Here is a 21188-nt window from a genome sequence, read left to right on the forward strand (position 1 = left end):
ATGATTGTTAAGCTCCAATTCAGATTTGTGAGCCAACAAACAAGCTGATGAAAATAAGATGTATAACGAAGCGGGTCACCTAGGTGACCCGCTTTATTTTTATCTGGTGATTGTGTTATCTAGCGCGGCAAATGCATAAGTTACGTTTTTTGAACAAAGGAACGATTTATGCGCACGATATATTCAACATTAATTCTTTCATTTCTGGTGCTCTTAAGCCCTGCCGTGTTTGCAGACAGCCCAACTAAGGCTGAGCTTTACGATGGCATTGAGATTACGGTCAACATCAATACCGCGACAGCAGAAGAACTTTCAGCACTATTGGTTGGCGTGGGTGATAAGAAAGCCAAAGAGATCGTCGATTACAGAGATCAGAACGGGGCATTTACGACTGCTGATGATTTGGTGAGTGTCAAAGGAATAGGTCAAGCGACGGTTGAAAAGAATCGCGAAAGAATTCAGCTTTGATCCGTTTTTTTATTCATTAGAAATGAAACGACAGCTATGAAGCCTCCAGCCAGTGCACCTGCTAGGTGGGCTTCAATTGCTACGCGAGCGTTAATCAGTTCGCCAGTCGTACTAGAAGGACCAATAAGCTGCTCCCAAGCGATTTTAGCGACCAATCCGAACACTAACAGCCAACTAGATTTCCTGCCGTTTAAAGCCTCTCTGAGCGCGAACAAGCCAAATAACCCATGCAAAGTGCCCGATAGGCCAACGTAGATCTGAATGCTTGAAAATAACAGAGAGACGCCAGTCACTAAACTGATCACAAGCAAAGCAACAACAAGCTGTTTTTTACTCGGTTGAAACAGGTAGCTGATGATCCACAAGCCTGCTAGATTCATCAGAAGATGCGAGTAGTTGGTATGTGAAAAGTTTCCTGTTAGGATTCGCCACCATTGCCCTTCGGCAATCGCATTGCTATCCCAAACGACCCAAGCTTGTATTGGCTCAAATTGGAATAAGACGCATAAAAGTGAAGTGAAAATTAAAACAGGGTACACATTAAATCCATGTCTCGTTATTGCCCCCAATGCAGCAAGGCTTTGAAAGCTTGTATTTGTCAGTGGGTTACACCACTCGAATCGAATGTTGAGCTTATCATTCTTCAGCACCCATCAGAAGAGTATCGTCCGATGGGAACGGCGCGTATTCTCTCGTTGTCTCTAAATAACAGTGTGACGCTTGTCGGTGAAGACTTTTCAGAAAATGAACAACTGAACGCATTGCTGGCCGATGAACAGTACCAACATGTGATTTTATACCCAAGCGAAAATTCTGCTTCAGTTGAGTCTGCGACATGTCCTAATAAGAAGCTGCGTGTAATTTTATTGGATGGTACGTGGAAAAAGGCATTCAAGATGTGGCAAGTATCGAGTAACTTGCATGCGTTGAACACGGTTCATTTACCGAAAGATCTCAAGGGTAACTACCGAATTCGCAAAGCACCCAGTGAAAACAGCCTTTCAACCGTTGAAGCTGGCTATCATTTGCTTAGCTTGTTAGAGAGAGATGGCGACTTTAGCCCTTTGCTAACGGCATTTGACCAAATGATTCAGTTTCAAATCAATCAAATGCCGCCGGGTGTGTTTGAGAAAAACTACTTAGATTAAGCCGATTCACTGGTACGAGTCAGGAGTTAAAACTCGGTATGAGCCGAGAACAGCTGCTGATGCATTTTCTGCGCAAGATCATCGGTCATCGATGAGATGTAATCCGCTATCACGCGCATTTTTCTTGATTCATCTTGATGTTGTAGCCATTGCTTCTTGATGGGTAGTGGCAGCAAGCGTTCCGGATCTGCGCTGAATGCTTCAAACATATCCATGATGATCTGTTGGCCTTTGTATTCGATGACTTGAACCTGTGGCACTTGAATCACGAACTCGCTGACAAAGTGTTTCAGTTTATCGAGCGTGCCGTCCATGCTCGGTTCAAGCACCGCATTGTATGCCAAAAGCACATTCTCAAAGTTAGCATCCACTCGCTTAATCGAGATGCTGGTCAACAGGGCGTTGACTATCCCACCAATCGCATCCTTTCGACGATACTGTTCACCAGAGAAAAGCATCTCTGTGATTGAATCTAGGTGTTCACAAATCCATGGGTCGGCCATCTCTTTCAGTTGAGGATAAGCCGATTCGACCCACTGAGCTTTGGTCACAGAACCAAGCACAATCGCATCTTCTAAATCATGCACGCCATACGCGATGTCATCAGCCAACTCCATGATCGAACAATCCAGCGACTTATATTTGGTCTTGTTATGTTCAAGTGGCTCGGTGTGTGTTTTTCTTTTCTGTTTTAGGAGCTGTTGGTCGCTGCTTGAAAGCGGCTCAAGCACCCAGTTAAACAGTTCTTCATCATGATCGTAGATGCCTTTTGCTGGCATCCAATCTTTAGCACGGAGCTGTCGTTGATGCTTAACGGGCTCAGACTGTAATTTAGCTTGAACCTCACTAAGCAGAGAAGGGTACTTAATCAGACCTAACAAAGTGCGTCGAGATAGGTTCATCCCGTGATGTTCAGTGTAAGGTTCTAGCTGTGTGACAATACGAAACGTTTGAGCGTTGCCCTCAAAGCCGCCGTGGTCGCGCATCATGTAGTTGAGTGCGACTTCGCCACCATGTCCGTATGGTGGATGACCGATGTCGTGAGCCAAACACAGTGAATCAATCAAACTGTCTGAGGGCAATAGGTCTCGAAATTCGGGTTGCTTTTTCTTCAATTGAGCGACGATACCGGTGCCAAGTTGCGCCGCTTCGAGGGAGTGGGTAAGGCGTGTTCGGTGAAAGTCATTGACCGTGGTGCCATGGATCTGGGTTTTCGCTTGTAAGCGACGGAAAGCAGCAGAGTGAAGCACGCGCGCACGGTCACGCTGATACGGGCTGCGGTGATCATCACGTCTTATTTTGTGTTCATCGTCATTTCGATACTGCCATTCCTGTTCGAGTACAAAGGGTGGTTCGAGTGGAGAATTCAAAATAGCACCTATCAAATTGATTTTATTTAGCTAATTAAAAACAACTTATACCCAGCTAGCTTATCTCGTCTAGTGATAATTCAAAGCTCGGCGCAAATGTGGTGAGAAAGTAGTCCATTTCTGGGCTTTTGCGTTGTTCGAGTGTCTCTTCCAGTCGGCGCTTGGCTTGCTCGTATTCATGATTGCCCGCACTGAGCTCTTCCAAGCATTTCAGGTAAGCACAGATGGTGTCGGCCTGCTTGACGATGCTTTGCTCTTCTTTACTCGCAGTACCAGATATTAAGAAGGGGGAGAAGTCGTCTCGGAATTCTTCTGGCAACATCGAAAGCAGTCTTTGTTCTGCTGCGGCTTCTATCTTCTTATACTCTTGTGCAATGTCCGGGTTGTAGTATTTAACAGGCGTTGGCAAATCACCCGTCAGTACCTCACTGGTGTCGTGGTACATGCCAAGCAGAGCAATGTGTTCGGGGTTAAGCTGACCATCAAACTTCTTGTTTTTGATCAGCGCCAAAGCGTGTGCCACGAAAGCAACTTGTAGGCTATGTTCTGAAATGTTCTCGCTTGAGACCGATCGCATCAGGGGCCAGCGTTGAATTAGCTTCATACGTGCGAGATGGGCAAAGAAATGGCTCTGTTTCATAAATGTCCTATCTAGAGAGTGCTCCACTCGTATTTTGTGTTTGCGCAGGCATACGAGACAGCGGATACAAAAAAGGCTCCTAAACAGGAGCCTTTTAAGCATAGAAGTGAATGAATACAAGTTAAAGTCTTTTAAAACAGCAAATTGTAGCCATCTTTCTTTGTGCTTATTAACCTTCGATGAGGTCGTCTTGGCTGTAAGTCTGTAAGAAGCGCTCTAGACGACCAATCGCGATTTCTAGATCTTCGATGTGCGGCAGAGTCACGATGCGGAAGTGGTCCGGTTTCGGCCAGTTGAAGCCAGTACCTTGAACCAATAACACTTTCTCTTGCTTAAGGAAGTCGAGTACAAACTTCTGATCGTCTTTGATGTTGTACATGTTTGTGTCGATTTTAGGGAACAGGTACATTGCGCCTTTCGGTTTCACACAAGAAACGCCAGGGATCTTGTTGATCAGTTCCCATGCACGGTCACGCTGTTCAAGCAGTCGACCGCCTGGAAGAATCAGCTCATTGATGCTCTGATAGCCACCGAGTGCGGTTTGGATGGCATGTTGCATCGGAACATTGGCGCACAAACGCATTGAGGCCAGCATTTCTAGTCCTTCAACGTAGCCTTTCGCTAGGTGTTTAGGGCCTGTTAAGAACATCCAACCACCACGGAAACCACATACACGATAAGCTTTAGATAGGCCGTTGAACGTCACCATTAGTACGTCTTCCGCAAGTGTCGCCACTGAAGTGTGTACCGCACCGTCGTAAAGTACTTTGTCGTAGATCTCATCGGCGAAGATGATCAAACCGTGCTCGCGAGCAATCTCAACCACTTGTAATAGGAAATCACGGCTGTATACCGCGCCTGTTGGGTTGTTCGGGTTGATAAGAACGATGCCGCGCGTCTTTGGTGAGATCTTCGCACGCATGTCATCTAAATCTGGATACCAATCAGCATCTTCATCACACATGTAGTGAACCGGTGTACCACCAGAAAGCGCAACAGACGCTGTCCATAGTGGGTAGTCCGGAGCGGGAACTAAGATTTCATCACCATTATCCAGTAGCGCTTGCATAGACATAACGATAAGCTCTGATGCGCCGTTACCAATGTAAACGTCTTCTACATCAAGGTTACGTAGGCCTTTTTTCTGGTAGTGCTGAACAACCGCTTTGCGGGCTGAATAGATGCCTTTTGAGTCGCAGTAACCTTGAGATGTCGGTAGGTTACGGATTACGTCAACAAGGATTTCATCAGGGGCGTCAAAACCAAATGGGGCGGGGTTACCAATATTAAGCTTCAGTATTTTATGCCCTTCTTCTTCCATGCGCTTAGCATGTTTGAGTACAGGCCCCCTGATTTCGTAGCATACGCTGTTGAGTTTTGACGACATCCCGATATTTTGCATTGCCGATTTCCTGAAATTAATTTAAATACTTTATTAAAGTACCGCAAAATGGCGTTTGATAGAATAAAAATCTGATGAATGTCGCATTTCAGTGTCACGTTTAGCCTTTTTGTTGTCACTCTTTTCTAAATTTTAATTAATCGCTTTCTTGGTTATTGGCTAAGATGAATAAAGGGGCGGGATCGCTTAAAATCACAGGAATGTTGAAAAGATATAGTACATTCTTGATCTAAGTGGGTACTGCCCATAAAGTATCAAACTAATATAATAATAATTTAGATGTGAACGAGGTCGATTTGTCACATTTCCAGCAAACTATCTCCGCTTTGATTGAGCGAGTACAAAATGCCCAAGCAAGCGAAGTTCGTTGTGTTGAAGTTCTAACGCAAAAACCATCGTTTGCATTTATAGAATGGCTTCATGCTCAACCGCTCTTTCCTAAGTTCTACTGGCAGTCACGCGACACTCGTGAAGAGGTTGTTGCGCTCGGACAGTTACATACGTTTTCAGATCCTGCACCCGCGTACGCGATTCTTGGTGAAGACCAACGAATCTGGGGTGGACGCTCGTTTGACGGGCACACCGCAAAGAACCGTCGCTGCATGGAGTCGTTTTTCTTCCTTCCTCAGGTTGAATTGATCCGCTTTGACAATACTTGGTCGCTGGCGGTTAACTTGTCCCCTGATCGTGTTTCTTCTATTAATGCTTTGAATAAGCTTTCTGTAGAAGCCGCGATATTGGCGCCTTTGTCTGCCCATATTGAACAAATTAATCACGTTCCAGAAAGAGAGCAGTGGGGCAACCTTGTCGATAAAGTGCTGCAAGGCATTAGCGACGAAGAGTACAAAAAAGTCGTTTTAGCGCGTAAAACCACACTGCAGCTCGATGCGCCAATCTGCGCAGCTCAATTACTTAAAGCCAGCTATCTGCAAAATCACCACAGTTTCCACTTTATGTTGGTGCTGGATTCTAAACATAGTTTCATTGGCTCGACACCTGAACGCTTATATAGCCGACATGGTACTGAGCTCGATACCGAAGCGCTTGCTGGGACCATTGGTCGCGGAGAGAACGCAACTGAGGATATGGAACTGGCCAACTGGCTTTCTCAAGACAGCAAAAACCTCAATGAGAACCAGTATGTGGTCGACGACATCATTGAGCGTCTCACTCCTCATTCTCAAACGGTCCATGTTGAAAAGGATGCGCGTCTAGTGCGCTTGCGCAAGGTGCAGCATTTGAAGCGCAATATCCATGCTCAGCTCAACAATGGCGTTAATGGTGTGCAGTTGCTTGCTGCTTTACAACCAACAGCGGCGGTAGCGGGTTTGCCGCGTAAAGAAGCGATGGATTTCATTCTAGAACACGAACCGTTTGCTCGAGGCTGGTATGCAGGCTCTGTAGGCTATATCAGTCATCAGAGAGCGGAATTCTGCGTGGCGATTCGAAGCGCCTTGATTGTAAACGATCAAGTACAACTGTTTGCTGGCGCGGGGATCGTGCCGGGATCGGTTGCCGAACATGAATGGCAAGAGCTGAACAAGAAGATGTCGACTCTGCTCAGCCTCATTTCTGATCACCCACCATTAGGTGTGGCGTCATGAATCACGACCAAGCCGTATTAAACAGAGTTTGGTGTCACACGTTACTTGAAGAACTTGCACGCAATGGCGTTGAACATGTTTGTGTTGCACCGGGCTCTCGCTCAACGCCATTAACTCTCGAAGCTGAAGCTAATCCCAAGTTAAACTTACACACGCACTTTGATGAGCGTGGTCTTGGGTTCTTAGCGTTAGGCTTAGCTAAAGCCAGCAACAAGCCAGTTGCGGTGATTGTGACATCAGGAACCGCTGTGGCGAATTTGCTTCCTGCGACGGCTGAATCTGGGCTGACACGAGAGAAGCTGATCTTGCTGACCTCTGATAGACCCATCGACTTGGTCGACTGTGGTGCCAATCAAGCGATTCAACAACAGGGTATCTTTTCTTCCCATGTTGAAAGTGCTTTATATCTACCAAGTCCAACCACACAGATTTCATTGAATTGGCTTCTAACATCGGTTGATAGCGCGCTTGCGAAACAACGCAATGTGGGCGGTGCGATTCATATCAATTGTCCGTTCCCAGAGCCGCTCTATTCTAAGAACAGTGCTGACATGTATGCTGACTACACTAACAGTATCGCTGGGTGGAGCTCGTCAACAACCCCGTATTCTAATACCTGTTTACCCAACCATTTGACTGTACAGCCGATAGCGCCGGGCGATTACCTAGCGCGTAAAGGTGCGGTGATTATTGGTTCGATTGATAAAGGAGCGGCAACAAAAGCGCAGCAGTTTGCTTCGGCTTTGGGCTGGCCAATTTTCTGTGATCCTCAATCGGGCGTGAGCAGTGATTGGAAGCATTATGATCTCTGGTTACAGAGTGACTCAGTCAAAGAGCAACTCAACCAGTGTGATTTCATTCTTCAGTTTGGTGAGCGCATTGTTTCTAAGCGATTAAACCAATGGGTTAAGTCACAAGCGGCTTGGTTCGATTGCACGCAATATGTCGTGGTTTCACCTGATGCGCACCGTATAAATCAAGACCATCTGCCTCAAACTCATATTGTTTCCAATATTGAGTCCTGGATAACCGATCAACACCTGCCAACTTTGTTGGGCAAACATTCGGGTTGGGCGACGCCTTTAATCGAGGTGGCTAATACCGTTCAGCAACTCGCACTCGCACAAATATCCAATAATGACCAACTGACCGAGTTGAGTGTTGCTGTTGACTTGTCGTCTAGACTTAAAGACAGAGAGTTGTTTGTGGGAAACAGCTTGATGGTAAGGCTGGTGGATATGCTGTCGTCAATATCTGCGAATCGGGTTTACAGCAATCGTGGTGCATCGGGCATTGATGGCTTGGTGGCAACGGCTGCGGGTGTAGTGAAAGCCAACCAAAATCCTTTGTTGATGTTGATTGGCGATACTTCTTTGCTTTACGACCTCAACTCACTGGCTCTGCTGACTCATAATTTAACGCCGATGGTTATTGTTGTGACCAACAATGATGGTGGTGCGATCTTTGATTTATTGCCGGTACCAGAACAGCAGAAACAGTCACTTTATCAAATGCCTCATGGTTTCAGTTTTGAACACGCAGCTGCGCAATTCCAGTTGGGGTACGCTGCGCCAGAAACCTTGAACTGCTATCAAAACATTATCGAACAACATTTCGAACAGGGTCAGGGTACCTTGCTCGTGGAAGTTAAGACGCCTCCCGAACAAGCGTCTACTTTGCTGAAACAATTCAGTTCAATGCTCACCGAGGCATTAGCCTAAGGACTTTACATGCTTTACTCCGATTATTACCCAGCTGTACAAGATTCTTCTGACAAACCTTTGCTTGTTTTCTTACATGGTTTACTCGGAAGCGGGGATGATTGGAGTGCATGTCATCCATTCCTTGAGGATTTTCCTCTCCTTTGCATAGATTTACCCGGACACGGACAAAGTCGCTTTATCGATCCGGTAGGGTTTGATCATTGCTGCAAGAAAATTGTCCAGTGCATCACATCCCAACTGGCTCTCAACGATCTTCCTGCCGATTATCCTATCGTAGTGATTGGGTATTCTATGGGCGGAAGGCTCGCTATGTATGGGGTGACAAGCCCTTGCTTTGAGACGCTCAACCTCGAGAAAGTCATCATTGAAGGTGGCAACTTTGGCTTGGAATGTGATGAAGAAAGAGCACAAAGGTTAGTACACGATACGCAATGGGCTGTTCGCTTTGCACAGCAGTCGATTGAAGATGTTTTAGACGATTGGTATCAACAAAGCGTCTTTTCTTCACTAAATCATGAGCAAAGACAAACTTTGGTCATAAAGCGTAGTGGTAACCTTGGAGTATCCGTAGCAAATATGTTGTTATCTACTTCGTTAGCTAAGCAACCGGATTTACGTGCCACATTGAAATCTCATGAGCATTTATTGCATTATGTATGTGGAGAAAAAGATCGTAAATTCATGGAGCTAGCAGAGAATAGTGGCTTTGAATATAGTCAGGTGGATTACGCGGGTCATAATGTTCATTTTGAGCAACCTGAGCTGTTTTCCAACCTGATAATCCAATGTATCGCCAGTCGTCGTTAATCTGACTGAGCGATTCTCTCGTATCAAGCACTATCAAAAGCAGAGCAACACCGTCACGACTACTCGTTAGTCGTGGTCTCTAATAGAACAATGGGAATCACCATGGCTAAAACAGTAGGCATCACAGAAGAAGAACTTTACGCGGCAGTTAACTGGAGCGATGAAAGCAGTCAATACGAAGATATTCAGTACCACAAATCTGACGATGGTATTGCAAAAATCACGATTGCACGTCCTCAAGTCCACAATGCGTTCCGTCCACAAACCGTAAAAGAGATGATCAACGCACTGGCTGACGCTCGTTACGACGAGAAAGTAGGCGTGATCATTTTGACGGGTCTTGGTGAGAAGGCGTTCTGTTCTGGTGGTGACCAAAGTATTCGTGGTGACTACGGCGGCTACCAAGATGATTCAGGTACACACCACCTGAACGTACTTGATTTCCAACGTCAAATTCGTACTTGTCCAAAACCAGTTATCGCAGCGGTATCGGGTTGGGCAGTAGGCGGCGGTCATGTACTTCACATGATGGCAGACCTTACTATTGCTGCTGAAAACGCGCAGTTCGGTCAGACGGGTCCTAAAGTTGGTTCTTTCGATGGCGGTTGGGGTGCTTCTTACATGGCTCGTATCGTTGGTCAAAAGAAAGCGCGTGAAATCTGGTTCTTGTGCCGCTTCTACGATGCACAAGAAGCACTGGACATGGGCCTTGTAAACACCGTTGTTCCTGTCGCTGACTTAGAAAAAGAGACCGTTCGTTGGTGTCGTGAAGTTCTTCAACACAGCCCAATGGCACTGCGTTGCTTGAAAGCGGCTCTGAACGCTGACTGTGATGGTCAAGCAGGCTTACAAGAGTTGGCTGGTAATGCAACCATGATGTTCTACATGACAGAGGAAGGCCAAGAAGGCCGCAACGCATTCAACGAGAAACGTCGACCGGACTTCGACAAGTTCCCGCGTAATCCATAGTCTTTCTCCTCTTCAAAATGAGTCGCTAATAGCGGCTCGTTTTGTTTTGATGTTCCCCGTTTTTTAGGAAACTTTATGAACTCAGTGAATTCTCAGCGTCACGCTAAACTTTACCGTTATCAATTACCTATGGATAGTGGGGTGGTTCTTCGCGACAATAAGTTGAACGAACGCGTTGGCTATATCATCCAACTAGAGTGTGATGGTAAAACTGGTTTTGGCGAAGTTGCACCTTTGCCCGGTTTTAGTCAAGAAGATGCCGAACAAGCTGGCATTCAGCTTCAACACGAATTAGAGCTTTGGAGCCACAATAAGCCTCAAACTCCTTTCGACGAGCTGTATCCTTCTGTCGCGTTTGGCTTTTCAATGGCGATGATGGAATTGCGAGGCGATCTTAACGCTCAAGGTAACTACCAAGCTGCGCCTTTGTGTACAGGCGATCCAGATGAACTGATCCCTGTATTGAATGAGATGCAAGGCGAGAAGGTCGCGAAAGTGAAAGTCGGCCTCTACGAAGCGATTCGCGATGGTATGCTGGTTAGCTTATTCCTTGAGTCGATCCCTGATTTGACCCTAAGACTTGATGCCAACCGAGCGTGGAAGCCAGAGAAAGCGAAGCAGTTTATTAAATACATTTCGCCGTCACTGCGTCAGCGCATTAGCTTTATTGAAGAGCCTTGCCAAAAGCCAGAAGACAGCTTGGCCTTTGCCATCGACCACGGCGTAGCGATTGCGTGGGACGAAACACTGCAAGAAGCGGTGCGAAGCCCAGAGTTTGATCTTAGCGACCTTACTGGTGTTAAAGCTGTCGTGATCAAGCCGACTCTTATTGGTTCTGTCGAGCGTTGTGTGGCAATCATTGAGCGTGCACAGAAGCTTGGAATGAAACCTGTATTGAGCTCAAGCATTGAGTCGAGCCTAGGTCTGACTCAGATTGCTCGTTTGGCGCATCAATATTTGCCAAACGAAGTGCCGGGGCTGGATACGATTGGCTTGTTCAAGCAGCAGCTAGAGGTTTCTTGGCCGGGGAGTCTGTTGCCTGTCTCTACACTTGACCAGCAACAATTGATTTGGTCTTCTTAGACCGAACTATTTGAATGGCAATTTAGTTAGCTTAACAAGTTTTTAATCTATTTTTGGTTATCCTATGATGCGCCCACAATCTAATCATCACCCGCTCTGGGTACAGTGGGCGCAGCAAAACCCACTTCAACCAGCGTTAGTGACCACTCACCGCACTTATACTTGGCAGCAAGTGTTTGTGTTGGTTAGTGAGTACCAACAACAGCTATCTCATCAAGGCCTATCTGAAGGTGATGTACTGACGATTGTTGGTAAGAATCAAGCTGAAGTGCTCCCGGCTTACCTTGCCGCACTCAATTTGGGTGTGGTTTGTGCGTTTACGATGCCTCAGCCTAGTTTACGCCTGAAGCAAAAGCTCGATTCCTTATATCAAGCAGATCAACAAAGCTACCTTTGGCTTTTAGACAGTAGTGGGATAGAGCATTCAGAGACTGCTGATTTGAATACTCAGTTGGTGACCTTGCCTTGTTTAAATGAAGTGAAGGTCGATGTTGATGACAGTCGGATAACGACATCTCAAGAGACCAACTTCAATCCGCAAAACCTAGCGAGCATCGTATTCACTTCAGGCTCTACCGGAAACCCAAAAGCGGTCGTTCATACACTTGAGCAGCACTTGTGTTCTGCGTCAGGGCTGCTTGAGGTGTTTCGTTATCAACAAGGTGACACTTGGTTACTGAGTTTACCTATGTACCATGTGTCGGGGCTGGCGATAGTTCATCGTTGGTTGGCGGCTGGTGGTTGCATCAAAATAGGCACAGGTCAGCTTGAAACCGATATAGAAGAATGCAGTCACGCTTCATTAGTCGCTACTCAGCTACATCGATTGTTAAAGAGTAAGCAAGCACTTACTTTAACGCATGTACTTTTGGGTGGTAGTCATATACCAGAAGCACTTGGGCTCGAAGCTCAACAAATGGGTATCGAAACATGGCTTGGATACGGCATGACCGAAGCGGCTTCAACCGTGACCGCGAAGCCCGTTGATGCCAGCAGCACCGCCGGTTTTGTCCTTAACCATCGCCAGCTAAAAATTGAAGAAAAACGTATCTTTATTGGTGGCGAGACGCTCGCGTCCGGGTATTACTATCAAGGTAAATTAACGCCATTAGTTGATAACAACGGCTGGTTTGATAGCAAAGATCTTGGTGAGTGGGATGGCGAACAAGTGTCGATTATTGGTCGTGCCGACAATCAGTTTATTTCTGGTGGTGAGAACATTCATTGCGAAGAAATTGAGCGAATACTCAATCAATTGTCTGAGGTTAATCAGGTTTTTATTGTTCCCATTGAAGATGATGAGTTTGGATTCCGACCTGTAGCGATTGTCGATTGTGCTGATCTGCCAACCAAAGAGTGGTTTATCGAGCAATTAACTGGTCGTCTTGAACGGTTCAAATTTCCTGTTGAGTATTATCGAATGCCTCTTCAGGAACAACAGGGTATTAAGGTTTCGCGCGCTGGATTGGCGCAGTGGTTACAGCAGACTCGTTCTAAATAGAGCGAAGAGCAATAAAATGAAGCGCAATACACGGTGACTAGTCGTAATTGCGCTTCAGGGGGTTGTGACGGTGGTGAAGCCGTCACAAATTCTAATTATTTATCGTGTCATTCAAGGTTTGGCGTTAAGCGAGTGCCTTCTTCATTTGCTCAGCGACTTTATCTACCTTACCTAGGCCAATGATAACTTGCAGGCCACCTTTACCAACCGGTACCACACCTGCCGCACCGAGTTTCTTCAGTTTATCGCTGTCTGCTGCACCTGAGTCTTTCACAGTTAAGCGTAGACGAGTAATACAGTTATCGACTTCTAGAATATTATCTGCACCACCAACCGCTTCAATGTAGCTATTGGTTAGGTTAGCCAATGCTTCTGGCGTTTCAGTTTCTTTCTCTGCTTCCATCTCTTCACCACGACCTGGAGTACGTAGGTTGAACTTGATGATAGCGAAGCGGAAAATACCGTAGTAAAGCGCGAAGAACACCACACCTTGAACCAGTAGCATATACCAGTTAACCGCTAGTGGGTTTTGGCTTGATAGTACTAGGTCAACGAAACCAGCAGAGAAGCCGAAGCCTGCCATCCATTCCATGCTTGCTGCAATGTAAAGCGATAGGCCTGTTAATACTGCATGCAGTAGGAACAACACCGGTGCTAGGAACATGAAGCTGAACTCTAGCGGCTCTGTAATACCTGTGAAGAATGAAGCCATAGCTGCCGCAAGCATGATTGCGAATACTTGGTTTTTGTTTTTCGCATCAGAACAGTGGTACATCGCCAATGCTGCTGCTGGTAGGCCAAACATCATGATAGGGAAGAAGCCCGCTTGGTACATGCCTGTTTTGCCCGGAATACCCGTGCCGTTAGCGATAGATTGCGCGCCGCCTAAGAAGTTTGGAATGTCGTTAATACCAACAACGTCGAACCAGAACACAGGGTAAAGAGCGTGGTGCATACCAACTGATAGGAACAAACGGTTGAAGAAACCAAACAGACCGGCACCCACAGCGCCCATGCTTTCTAGTTTAATACCCAGAACGATCAGAGCGTCGTAAACAGCTGGCCAGATGTAAAGTAGAGCAAAAGAGAGAGCCATACCTGCGATTGAGGTCAGGATAGGAACCAAACGCTTACCACTGAAGAATGCTAAAGCTTGAGGAAGTTCAACGGTTGAGTAGCGGTTGTAGATCTCAGCAGAGATGATACCCACAATGATACCTACGAATTGGTTGCTGATTTTGCCAAATGCCGCTGGCACTTCACTGAGTTCAACATCCATTAACTGAGCAACAGAGCCCGGAGCAAGTAGCGTGGTGACGACGAGGAACATCACAAAACCAGACAGTGCCGCAGAACCATTCTTATCACGGCTCAAACCAAATGCGACACCTACCGCGAACAGAACCGCCATGTTGTCGATGATCGCGCCACCAGATTTGATCAAGAATGCGGCTAAGATACTTTCTGAACCCCAACCAACAGGATCCAACCAATAGCCGATTCCCATAAGGATTGCTGCAGCTGGCAGTGTGGCTACGGGAACCATCAATGCCTTACCTACTTTTTGCATATACCCGAGTATATTCATATGTGCCCCTAAGTTTGTAATTAATTTTTTTAATGTTTCTGCTCGTCAACGCATGGAGTCAAAGGTTGATCGAGGCAGGATTTTAAGTAACTGCGGCTATTAAAAACTTATTTCTTAATGCAAACAAACGAAACGGGTAGTAGTATGAATTAAAATTTTTAATGCATGAGTTCGTATGGCTAACCATCAATCTTTACTTAGAAATCTTCATACTTTTAATGTTGCTGCAGAGAAAATGAGCTTTACGCTAGCGGCGAAAAAGTTGCATCTGACTCAGGGAGCCGTTAGCCATCGAATCAAAGTGTTAGAAGGTGAACTCGGATTTAACTTGTTTGTGCGAGGGACTCGTAAACTGGAACTAACGGAAGAAGGCCAGCGCTTTCAACGAACGTTATCCAAGTCGTTAAGCTCTATTTTTGGTGAGATCGAAGACATTACCAACACAGACTTGTATGGACAGATCAATATCGGTACCAGTCCTGCATTTGCTAACAGTTGGTTACTACCAAGACTGGCTGATTTTAAAAAGCGATATCCTAAGTTTAATCTCAACATTTTCTCGCAAGAAGAGCAGGATTTTCATCAAAATCATCTCGATGTCGCCATTTACTATGGTGCTGAAGATCTCAAAGACATGCATCGACAGCGCCTGTTCGGTGAAAAGTATATTCCGGTGTGTACACCGAGTTACGCGGCTGAGCACGACATCTTTGATGATGGCTTAGAATCGCTGCACCGGATTAATTTCATTCATGCACTAGGGTCAGATGTATGGCAGCGTTGGATTAAACACCACGGCTTGGATGTGAACTTGTTTGAGCAATTTTACTGCGTGAGCCACCGAGATATGGGCGTAAGAAGTGCCCTCAGTAATATCGGTGTCGCGATGGGGCGCTATCATTTTGTTAAGCAGTATGTTCAGACTGGTGAGCTCATAACACCTTATCCGAGCATGGATACAGACCAAGGGTATGACTTAATCTGCCCGCTAGGCACGGAAAAACGGCCTAAGGTAAGAACCTTTATTAAGTGGTTAGAAGGGCAGTTGCGTTAGGTTAGTTAATTTAGCAATTAGATAGTTCAAAACAGAATTTATTATCTTTATAACCATCCATCATAATAAGCCATATAAATAACGGATTATAGAATAAGGTCTTATTATGAAAATTGCCCTCATCATTGCGGTTTTACTGCAGATAGGCCAAGCGGTCATCTCGTCAGGGTTGACTCGTTCGTTGGCTGAGCTCACCGCATTTGTGTTGGTTGTGGTACTTGTTTTAATGAAAAGAGAGAGTAAGAAGAGTGATAAGCCCCTGTTTGATTCGTGATTGCTGCAACAAAGAATATCCTTACCACAAACGATAAAGGCAAAGCCCATTGGAGCTTTGCCTTTTTGTTTTGTTGCTCGCTAACCCGAGTGTCTAGGTAACCGAACAACCATCTAAAGCGTTTCTATGCAGGCTAGGCGAGAGTTAACCATGCTAATGAACCTGTCGAGATCATGACCCACATCGTAATACCAAACATCAATGGTTTTGGCCCTGCCGCTTTTAACTTCTCAACTGAAATACCACAGCCAATTAAGAACAAACACACTACCAGTGCTCGCTTAGAGACATCAAAGATTCCTTGATAGACCATCTCAAATTGTGGCAGTAAGTCACTCACCGCGATAGCGGCGCAATAGAAGAAAATGAAGTAGGGAACTGTAATCTTCTTTTGATCGTTCTTGAAGATCATCGCACTGATTAAAGCGATTGGGATGATCCAAAGTGCGCGAGCGAGCTTCAATGTTGTCGCTGTCGTCAGTGCTTCTTCGCCATACGCTGAAGCTGCACCGACAACAGAAGACGTATCGTGAATCGCAATAGCTGCCCAAGTACCAAATGTTTGTTGGCTGAGTTCAAGCGCGTGACCAATCATTGGGAATAAGAATAGAGCAACCGAGTTCAACACGAATACAGTGGCTAATGCCAAGCCAATCTGTTCATCGTCTGCTTTGATAGCGGGCGCCACAGCTGCTATCGCGCTACCACCACAAATCGCGGTACCAGAAGAGATAAGGTAGCCTGTAGTGCGGTCTAACCCCATTCGTTTAGCCAAGAACCAACCAATGACTAATGTACCGATAATCGTCGTTACAATGAGCCCAATACCATCGCCTGTTACTGCTAATGCTTTTTCAAACTGAATACCAAAACCCAAGCCAACAATAGAGTAGGCCAGTAGCTTTTTGGTAAGTTTGCCGACTTCCAAGTGTTCAGGGACTAAACCTAAACTAGCAAGCAGGAAACCGATAACCAGGGCTGTCGGTGAGCTAACCCAAGGCGTTAAGCAAAACAGTGCAGCAAGATAAAATGGAACGGACTTTTTTAGGTTCATTGTATTTAGAGTCTTGTTTTGTTGTGGCGTTATTGTGATGAGACCACTATACGTTCAATAAAATGATAAGTAAGTCTAAATGAATTGAACAAACGTTAAGGAAAACTTAACGCTTGTTCAGCTGATATGAATAAAGGGCTGGTTAACTAGCGTAGTGATCCGCGAAGGTCAGAGACTGACTGTCGAAGCGTTTCACAAGAGGCTTCTTTAGGTGAAATCGGCTCGCCCGCTTCTATCTCTAGCTTGGTCCAGAAGCGAGTGGGTAACCCTTTGCAGGCACGGCCTTTGTAACGACTAAAGTAGCTGCCCCATAATCCTTTGAGAGCCATAGGAATCACTGGGACAGGGGAACGTTTGATGATCAGCTCCATACCTCGCATGAACTCAGCCACTTCGCCATCAGAGGTGAGCTTTCCTTCTGGGAAAATACACACGATGTGACCTTCATGTAGGGCACGCTCTACTTCTTTGAAAGCGTTTCGAATCGAGTTGCGGTTGGTGGCGGAGATTGGAATCACCCCAGCTCTTTTCAAGAAGCGTCGAATTGGCGGCAACTTGGTGTAATCCTCTTCCATCACAAAACGGATCAAGCGAGGGCAAACCGCACTCAGCAGCAGTGCATCCATATAACTCACATGGTTGCAGACAATCAACGCGCCGCCTTTTTCTGGCAGGTGATGTAAGTTCTTATGTTTAACTCGATACATGGTGTGAGTGACCACCCACGTAAAGAAGCGGAAAGCGTAGATAGGCACCTGATAAAACAGGTACAGCATCACCAAAGTGTTGCCCACCGCGAGCAAGATAAACAGCTGTGGAATTGAAAGCTCTAGAACACTAAGGCAAACAATACCTAAAACCGCACTTCCCACCATGAACAGTGAGTTATAAATATTGAGCCCGGCAATCACTTGGGCACGCTCGTCGGGCTTAGCACGTAACTGCATCAGTGAATACAGAGGAACGATAAAGATACCGCCAGAGATCCCCAGAAGCAGAAGGTAAGCAAACAGTGGCCACAGCTCTGAGTAGGTGACGAATTGATGGAAAGAACTAAAGTCAGGCAAAGACTCCGGGATGGATATCGCCATCAGAAGACCGAAGATCGAGATACCTAAGCTGCCCATTGGCACGATGCCGATTTCAATTCGGTGATTAGATAACTTATCGCAAGCCAAAGAGCCGATTGCAATGCCTACCGAGAATAGTGCCAGTAAAAAGGCGACGGAGCTTTCAGTGCCGTTTAGATGCAGTTTAGTGAAGTTGGGAAACTGAGTTAGGTAAGCCGCACCAAGGAACCAGAACCAGCTGATAGACATCAGAGCTTGAAAGGTCGGGCGATCTTTTTTGGCAATCGCCAGTGTCGCGCGGGTCAGTTTTACAGGTTGCCACTTTACCTTAAGGTCTGGTGCATTACTTGGCGCTTGTGGGATAAAGCAGCTCGATATATAGCCAAGCACGGCAAACGAAACAATACACACCGCAGCGATGAGCTTCGCGCCTTCTTCAGATGCAATGATGCCTGCACCTAGAGTTCCAATCAGGATCGCTAAGAATGTACCTGTCTCAACAAGAGCATTACCAGCTACCAGTTCTTTTGTTTCTAACTGCTGTGGAAGCAGGGCGTATTTCACCGGGCCAAAGAAAGCACTCTGCGTTCCCATAAGGAACAGAAGCAGAAGTAATATTCCGTAGCTTTCGTAGATAAAACCGATCGCACCCAGTGACATGATTACTACTTCAAGGAGCTTAACCTTACGGATGAACCACGATTTTTCGTATTTGTCGGCCAGTACACCGGCCAAAGCTGAAAATAAGAAGAAGGGCAGAATAAAAAGGCCAGCGGCCAAATTAATGAATAGATTGCTGGAAATAGGCAGCGTGTCTACGCTTGCGAAAGCAACAAACAGTAACAGGACATTTTTGAATATGTTGTCGTTAAAGGCTCCTAGAAATTGGGTAACAAAGTAGGGTAGGAACCTTTTTTGCGTTAACAGCGAAGATTGGCTGCTGTTGTTCATTGTCTTTCCTTGGATGATTACCAGTTGGTTAAGTAGTTTGAGACTAGGTTATTGATCAGCTCTTTACCATCAATAGGCTCAGAGGCGAAAAATTTATCATCAACGCTAAGTAGAGTAATTCCGTGTACTCCAGACCATAATACACGGCTGGCTTTAACGACTTCGCTTTTCGTATGTTCAGGAGCAATCGCTACTAGCAACTGTTCTAGCATGCCTGTCATTCTATCGATGCGATTCGATTGCCATTCAGGAAGGTTTTCACCGTTCATGTTGTGCTCAAAGATAAGCTGCCAACGGTGAGGGTGTCTCTGTGCAAAATCGTGATAGCAGTAGGCAAGGTTGAATAGAGCTTGTTGAGGGTTGCTCGATTGTTCAACAGCAGCAGCAGATTCTGACGCCAGTTCATCTAATGTTTGAGCGACCACATGCAAAAGCAGTAGGTTGTAGTTACCAAATACATTCACTAAGGTACTTGGAACGTAACCAATCATATTGGCGATTTTACGTAGACTTAGCTCGTGATAAGAGTGCTCTTCTAAGAAGTCGGTTACCGTTTTTAAGGTTAATTGCACTAATTGTTCGCGAGTATGATCGTTTCGTCTTGCCATGGGTACTTTCTATTAAATGAACATCGTTCAATATTTTAATGCTGCCCCTGAGTGCCGTCAATCCCTTCGCTAGTTTAGTAATCAATTAATAGCCGCAATATTATGATACATGTGTAAACACGGTGAATATTTCATTGTTCTTTGTTAACGAGTATGATTAAGGTGTCGAAAGATAAAAAACCTATAAAGGATAATAATGAAACGATTTTTCTCACTAGTCGCGATCCTGTTGGTAACAGTCGCGGTGACGCCAATCGCGGAAGCGAAAAAGTTTGGTGGTGGTAAGTCATTTGGCAAAAGCTTTAAAACGGCTCCAGCACCAAAACAACAAAACACGAATTCGATCCGTCAAGATCAAACAGGTAAGAACACAGCAGCTAACTCTAGCAAGAAAGGCCTTATGGGCGGTCTACTAGGTGGCTTACTTGCTGGTGGTCTTTTAGCAGCATTCTTTGGTGGTGCATTTGAAGGTATCCAGTTCATGGATATTCTGATTATGGGTCTGATTGCTTTCCTAGCGTTTAAATTCCTACGCGGAATGTTGGGCGCGAAGCAGGGCTCAATGAATCAGCAGAATGCACGTGGCCAACAGCCAGCATTCGGCGGCATGGGTCAGAACAAGTTTGAACAACCTAAGCAACAACCAAATGTTCATAACTTCGAGCAAGCACAACCTCAATCACAAGGCGCTGCTGGTGGTTTCGGTTTTGGTGCACAAAGCGATGTTCCACATAACTACCCACCGGGCTTTGATCAAGCGGCATTCATCAACGGTTCTCGTGAGCACTACCGTACACTGCAAGGTGCATGGAATCACAACGAGCTAAACACGATTGAAGAATACGTATCTCCAAGCTTATTTGAAGACCTAAAAGCTGAGCGCAATAAGCTAGACGGTGATCAGCACACTGACGTAATGTACGTTGATGCTGAATTCGTTCGCGCAGACCACGATGGTAGCAAAGCACAGCTAAGTCTTCAGTTTAGCGGTCGTTACCGTGACACAGCGGATGGCGTTGAAGAAGATATCACTGATATCTGGCACCTTGAGCGTGACCTAACAACTAACAATGCACCTTGGTTAATTGTTGGTATTCAAGGTTAATTCCAGGATTTAACTCAACATCAATAGGATGTAGTTATTCGGAATGACACCAAATAATAGAAAGCCCCTGCTGAGAAATCAGCAGGGGCTTTTTTGTATCTAATGTATATGTGTCTATAAGTCGCAGCAGGGAAATTGGCTTTGAGCTTGTTTTTTGGGGAAGAGGGAAGGGGTTCAGATTCAAGGAACAATGCCAATATGACGAAAACGTGCGGAACAGACAAAGAACATGAGTAGCGGAAGTGTGTCATCACGACAAATATTAAGAGATTAACTTATCCAAAGATTGGATTAACCTGAGACTAACTAACTAACTAACTAACTAACTAACTAACTGATTTTATTTGGATGTGGTGAGTAATGACAAAGTTCTTTGAACCCGTATTGGAGCCTGAGATTACTTTGCAGCAGAAACAGAGAATTGCGAATGAATGCGAAGAACATGTATCGACCAATTGCTTAGGCTGCGCTGCTTATCTGGTGTGCGAGCGTCATACAGAAGTTTGGGATCACTGATGTTTGCATGGGCTAGATCGCTTAGCCTTTCTTTTGGGTTGTAGCGGGTTAGTGTTTAGGAAGGTAAGGGCTGTTTTAGAAAGACACGTTTACAAAGATACGTTTAGAAAGAGATAAAGCACAGAAACGAAAAAAGCCAACTCGATGAGTTGGCTTTTCGATTTTCCAATTAAGGAGAATATGGTGGAGGGAGACGGATTCGAACCATCGAAGGCAGTGCCGGCAGATTTACAGTCTGCTCCCTTTGGCCAC

At 45.6% G+C, this 21188-nt stretch carries 19 protein-coding genes; 11 read left to right on the forward strand and 8 right to left on the reverse strand.

Translation table 11 applies throughout. The features are described from left to right. Nucleotides 1–168: 168 nt before the first annotated feature. Nucleotides 169–468 carry a ComEA family DNA-binding protein gene (locus tag MSG34_RS10815; RefSeq protein ID WP_248337359.1) on the forward strand — a complete coding sequence of 100 codons (300 nt, stop codon included), beginning with the start codon at nt 169–171 and terminating at the stop codon, nt 466–468. Here MSG34_RS10815 and rrtA read toward each other — a convergent pair. Continuing rightward, entirely contained in the window at nt 459–1007 is a 549-nt protein-coding gene (gene rrtA, locus MSG34_RS10820) for a rhombosortase (RefSeq protein ID WP_061039305.1), read from the reverse strand. The genes MSG34_RS10815 and rrtA overlap by 10 nt on opposite strands. Nucleotides 1008–1016: 9 nt before the next feature. Here rrtA and MSG34_RS10825 point away from each other — a divergent pair, with 9 nt between their 5' ends. Continuing rightward, entirely contained in the window at nt 1017–1616 is a 600-nt protein-coding gene (locus tag MSG34_RS10825) for a tRNA-uridine aminocarboxypropyltransferase (RefSeq protein WP_248337361.1), read from the forward strand. A gap of 26 nt (nt 1617–1642) precedes the next feature. Here the strand turns inward: MSG34_RS10825 and MSG34_RS10830 are convergent, their stop codons facing one another. The 3 genes from MSG34_RS10830 to MSG34_RS10840 all read right to left on the reverse strand — a co-directional run bounded on the left by MSG34_RS10830 (nt 1643) and on the right by MSG34_RS10840 (nt 5028). Further along, a complete protein-coding gene (locus MSG34_RS10830) occupies nt 1643–2986 on the reverse strand; it encodes an anti-phage deoxyguanosine triphosphatase (protein ID WP_248337363.1) in 1344 nt (447 codons plus the stop codon). A gap of 55 nt (nt 2987–3041) precedes the next feature. Continuing rightward, entirely contained in the window at nt 3042–3626 is a 585-nt protein-coding gene (gene yfbR, locus MSG34_RS10835) for a 5'-deoxynucleotidase (RefSeq protein WP_017080360.1), read from the reverse strand. A 169-nt stretch (nt 3627–3795) separates the two neighbouring features. Further along, nucleotides 3796–5028: a pyridoxal phosphate-dependent aminotransferase gene (locus tag MSG34_RS10840; RefSeq protein ID WP_017060166.1), complete on the reverse strand. Its 1233-nt coding sequence runs from the start codon at nt 5026–5028 to the stop codon at nt 3796–3798. A gap of 296 nt (nt 5029–5324) precedes the next feature. Here MSG34_RS10840 and MSG34_RS10845 point away from each other — a divergent pair, with 296 nt between their 5' ends. The 6 genes from MSG34_RS10845 (at nt 5325) to menE (ending at nt 12716) form a co-directional block, all read left to right on the forward strand. Continuing rightward, nucleotides 5325–6632 carry an isochorismate synthase MenF gene (locus MSG34_RS10845; RefSeq protein ID WP_065583685.1) on the forward strand — a complete coding sequence of 436 codons (1308 nt, stop codon included), beginning with the start codon at nt 5325–5327 and terminating at the stop codon, nt 6630–6632. Continuing rightward, a complete protein-coding gene (gene menD, locus MSG34_RS10850) occupies nt 6629–8353 on the forward strand; it encodes a 2-succinyl-5-enolpyruvyl-6-hydroxy-3-cyclohexene-1-carboxylic-acid synthase (protein WP_248337365.1) in 1725 nt (574 codons plus the stop codon). Before MSG34_RS10845 ends, menD begins: the two co-directional genes overlap by 4 nt. Nucleotides 8354–8362: 9 nt before the next feature. Further along, entirely contained in the window at nt 8363–9163 is an 801-nt protein-coding gene (gene menH / locus MSG34_RS10855; protein WP_048661466.1) for a 2-succinyl-6-hydroxy-2,4-cyclohexadiene-1-carboxylate synthase, read from the forward strand. Between the two features lie 102 nt (nt 9164–9265). Continuing rightward, the gene (gene menB, locus MSG34_RS10860; protein WP_017060170.1) at nt 9266–10132 is read left to right on the forward strand and encodes a 1,4-dihydroxy-2-naphthoyl-CoA synthase; all 867 of its coding nucleotides are present in this window, start codon (nt 9266–9268) and stop codon (nt 10130–10132) included. A 75-nt stretch (nt 10133–10207) separates the two neighbouring features. Beyond that, on the forward strand, nt 10208–11215 hold the full coding sequence (menC, locus tag MSG34_RS10865; RefSeq protein ID WP_248337367.1) for an o-succinylbenzoate synthase: 1008 nt from the start codon (nt 10208–10210) through the stop codon (nt 11213–11215). 64 nt (nt 11216–11279) lie between these two features. Further along, nucleotides 11280–12716: an o-succinylbenzoate--CoA ligase gene (gene menE, locus MSG34_RS10870; RefSeq protein WP_248337369.1), complete on the forward strand. Its 1437-nt coding sequence runs from the start codon at nt 11280–11282 to the stop codon at nt 12714–12716. Nucleotides 12717–12840: 124 nt separating this feature from the next. Here the strand turns inward: menE and nagE are convergent, their stop codons facing one another. Then, the gene (nagE, locus tag MSG34_RS10875; RefSeq protein WP_170930211.1) at nt 12841–14286 is read right to left on the reverse strand and encodes an N-acetylglucosamine-specific PTS transporter subunit IIBC; all 1446 of its coding nucleotides are present in this window, start codon (nt 14284–14286) and stop codon (nt 12841–12843) included. A 193-nt stretch (nt 14287–14479) separates the two neighbouring features. Between nagE and MSG34_RS10880 the strand changes: the two genes are divergently transcribed. Both MSG34_RS10880 and MSG34_RS10885 read left to right on the forward strand, forming a co-directional pair. After that, nucleotides 14480–15358, forward strand: coding sequence for a LysR substrate-binding domain-containing protein (locus tag MSG34_RS10880; RefSeq protein ID WP_048613079.1), 879 nt, complete (start codon nt 14480–14482; stop codon nt 15356–15358). A 106-nt stretch (nt 15359–15464) separates the two neighbouring features. Beyond that, nucleotides 15465–15632, forward strand: a complete 168-nt coding sequence (locus MSG34_RS10885; protein WP_017056955.1) for a hypothetical protein — start codon at nt 15465–15467, stop codon at nt 15630–15632. Nucleotides 15633–15765: 133 nt separating this feature from the next. Here MSG34_RS10885 and MSG34_RS10890 read toward each other — a convergent pair whose 3' ends face one another. The 3 genes from MSG34_RS10890 to MSG34_RS10900 form a co-directional block, all read right to left on the reverse strand. Further along, nucleotides 15766–16686 (reverse strand): putative sulfate exporter family transporter, encoded by a 921-nt coding sequence (locus tag MSG34_RS10890; protein WP_048613077.1) that lies wholly within the window; start codon nt 16684–16686, stop codon nt 15766–15768. Between the two features lie 146 nt (nt 16687–16832). Continuing rightward, entirely contained in the window at nt 16833–18707 is a 1875-nt protein-coding gene (locus tag MSG34_RS10895) for an MFS transporter (protein ID WP_248337371.1), read from the reverse strand. Nucleotides 18708–18724: 17 nt separating this feature from the next. Next, nucleotides 18725–19315 carry a TetR-like C-terminal domain-containing protein gene (locus tag MSG34_RS10900; RefSeq protein WP_017064073.1) on the reverse strand — a complete coding sequence of 197 codons (591 nt, stop codon included), beginning with the start codon at nt 19313–19315 and terminating at the stop codon, nt 18725–18727. 196 nt (nt 19316–19511) lie between these two features. Between MSG34_RS10900 and MSG34_RS10905 the strand changes: the two genes are divergently transcribed. Then, nucleotides 19512–20420, forward strand: coding sequence for a TIM44-like domain-containing protein (locus MSG34_RS10905; protein WP_248337373.1), 909 nt, complete (start codon nt 19512–19514; stop codon nt 20418–20420). Nucleotides 20421–21188: the final 768 nt, after the last annotated feature.

The sequence above is a fragment of the Vibrio sp. 1CM2L genome (assembly GCF_023161695.1).
Classification (GTDB): domain Bacteria; phylum Pseudomonadota; class Gammaproteobacteria; order Enterobacterales; family Vibrionaceae; genus Vibrio; species Vibrio coralliirubri.

Coding starts and splice junctions, on each gene's coding strand:
- menC (WP_248337367.1), top strand. CDS start 10,208: ATGAACTCAGTGAATTCTCAGCGTCACGCTAAACTTTACCGTTATCAA.
- MSG34_RS10880 (WP_048613079.1), top strand. CDS start 14,480: ATGGCTAACCATCAATCTTTACTTAGAAATCTTCATACTTTTAATGTT.
- MSG34_RS10890 (WP_048613077.1), bottom strand. CDS start 16,686: ATGAACCTAAAAAAGTCCGTTCCATTTTATCTTGCTGCACTGTTTTGC.
- menB (WP_017060170.1), top strand. CDS start 9,266: ATGGCTAAAACAGTAGGCATCACAGAAGAAGAACTTTACGCGGCAGTT.
- MSG34_RS10900 (WP_017064073.1), bottom strand. CDS start 19,315: ATGGCAAGACGAAACGATCATACTCGCGAACAATTAGTGCAATTAACC.
- MSG34_RS10825 (WP_248337361.1), top strand. CDS start 1,017: ATGTCTCGTTATTGCCCCCAATGCAGCAAGGCTTTGAAAGCTTGTATT.
- MSG34_RS10885 (WP_017056955.1), top strand. CDS start 15,465: ATGAAAATTGCCCTCATCATTGCGGTTTTACTGCAGATAGGCCAAGCG.
- menE (WP_248337369.1), top strand. CDS start 11,280: ATGATGCGCCCACAATCTAATCATCACCCGCTCTGGGTACAGTGGGCG.
- MSG34_RS10840 (WP_017060166.1), bottom strand. CDS start 5,028: ATGCAAAATATCGGGATGTCGTCAAAACTCAACAGCGTATGCTACGAA.
- menH (WP_048661466.1), top strand. CDS start 8,363: ATGCTTTACTCCGATTATTACCCAGCTGTACAAGATTCTTCTGACAAA.
- MSG34_RS10815 (WP_248337359.1), top strand. CDS start 169: ATGCGCACGATATATTCAACATTAATTCTTTCATTTCTGGTGCTCTTA.
- MSG34_RS10895 (WP_248337371.1), bottom strand. CDS start 18,707: ATGAACAACAGCAGCCAATCTTCGCTGTTAACGCAAAAAAGGTTCCTA.
- nagE (WP_170930211.1), bottom strand. CDS start 14,286: ATGCAAAAAGTAGGTAAGGCATTGATGGTTCCCGTAGCCACACTGCCA.
- yfbR (WP_017080360.1), bottom strand. CDS start 3,626: ATGAAACAGAGCCATTTCTTTGCCCATCTCGCACGTATGAAGCTAATT.
- menD (WP_248337365.1), top strand. CDS start 6,629: ATGAATCACGACCAAGCCGTATTAAACAGAGTTTGGTGTCACACGTTA.
- MSG34_RS10905 (WP_248337373.1), top strand. CDS start 19,512: ATGAAACGATTTTTCTCACTAGTCGCGATCCTGTTGGTAACAGTCGCG.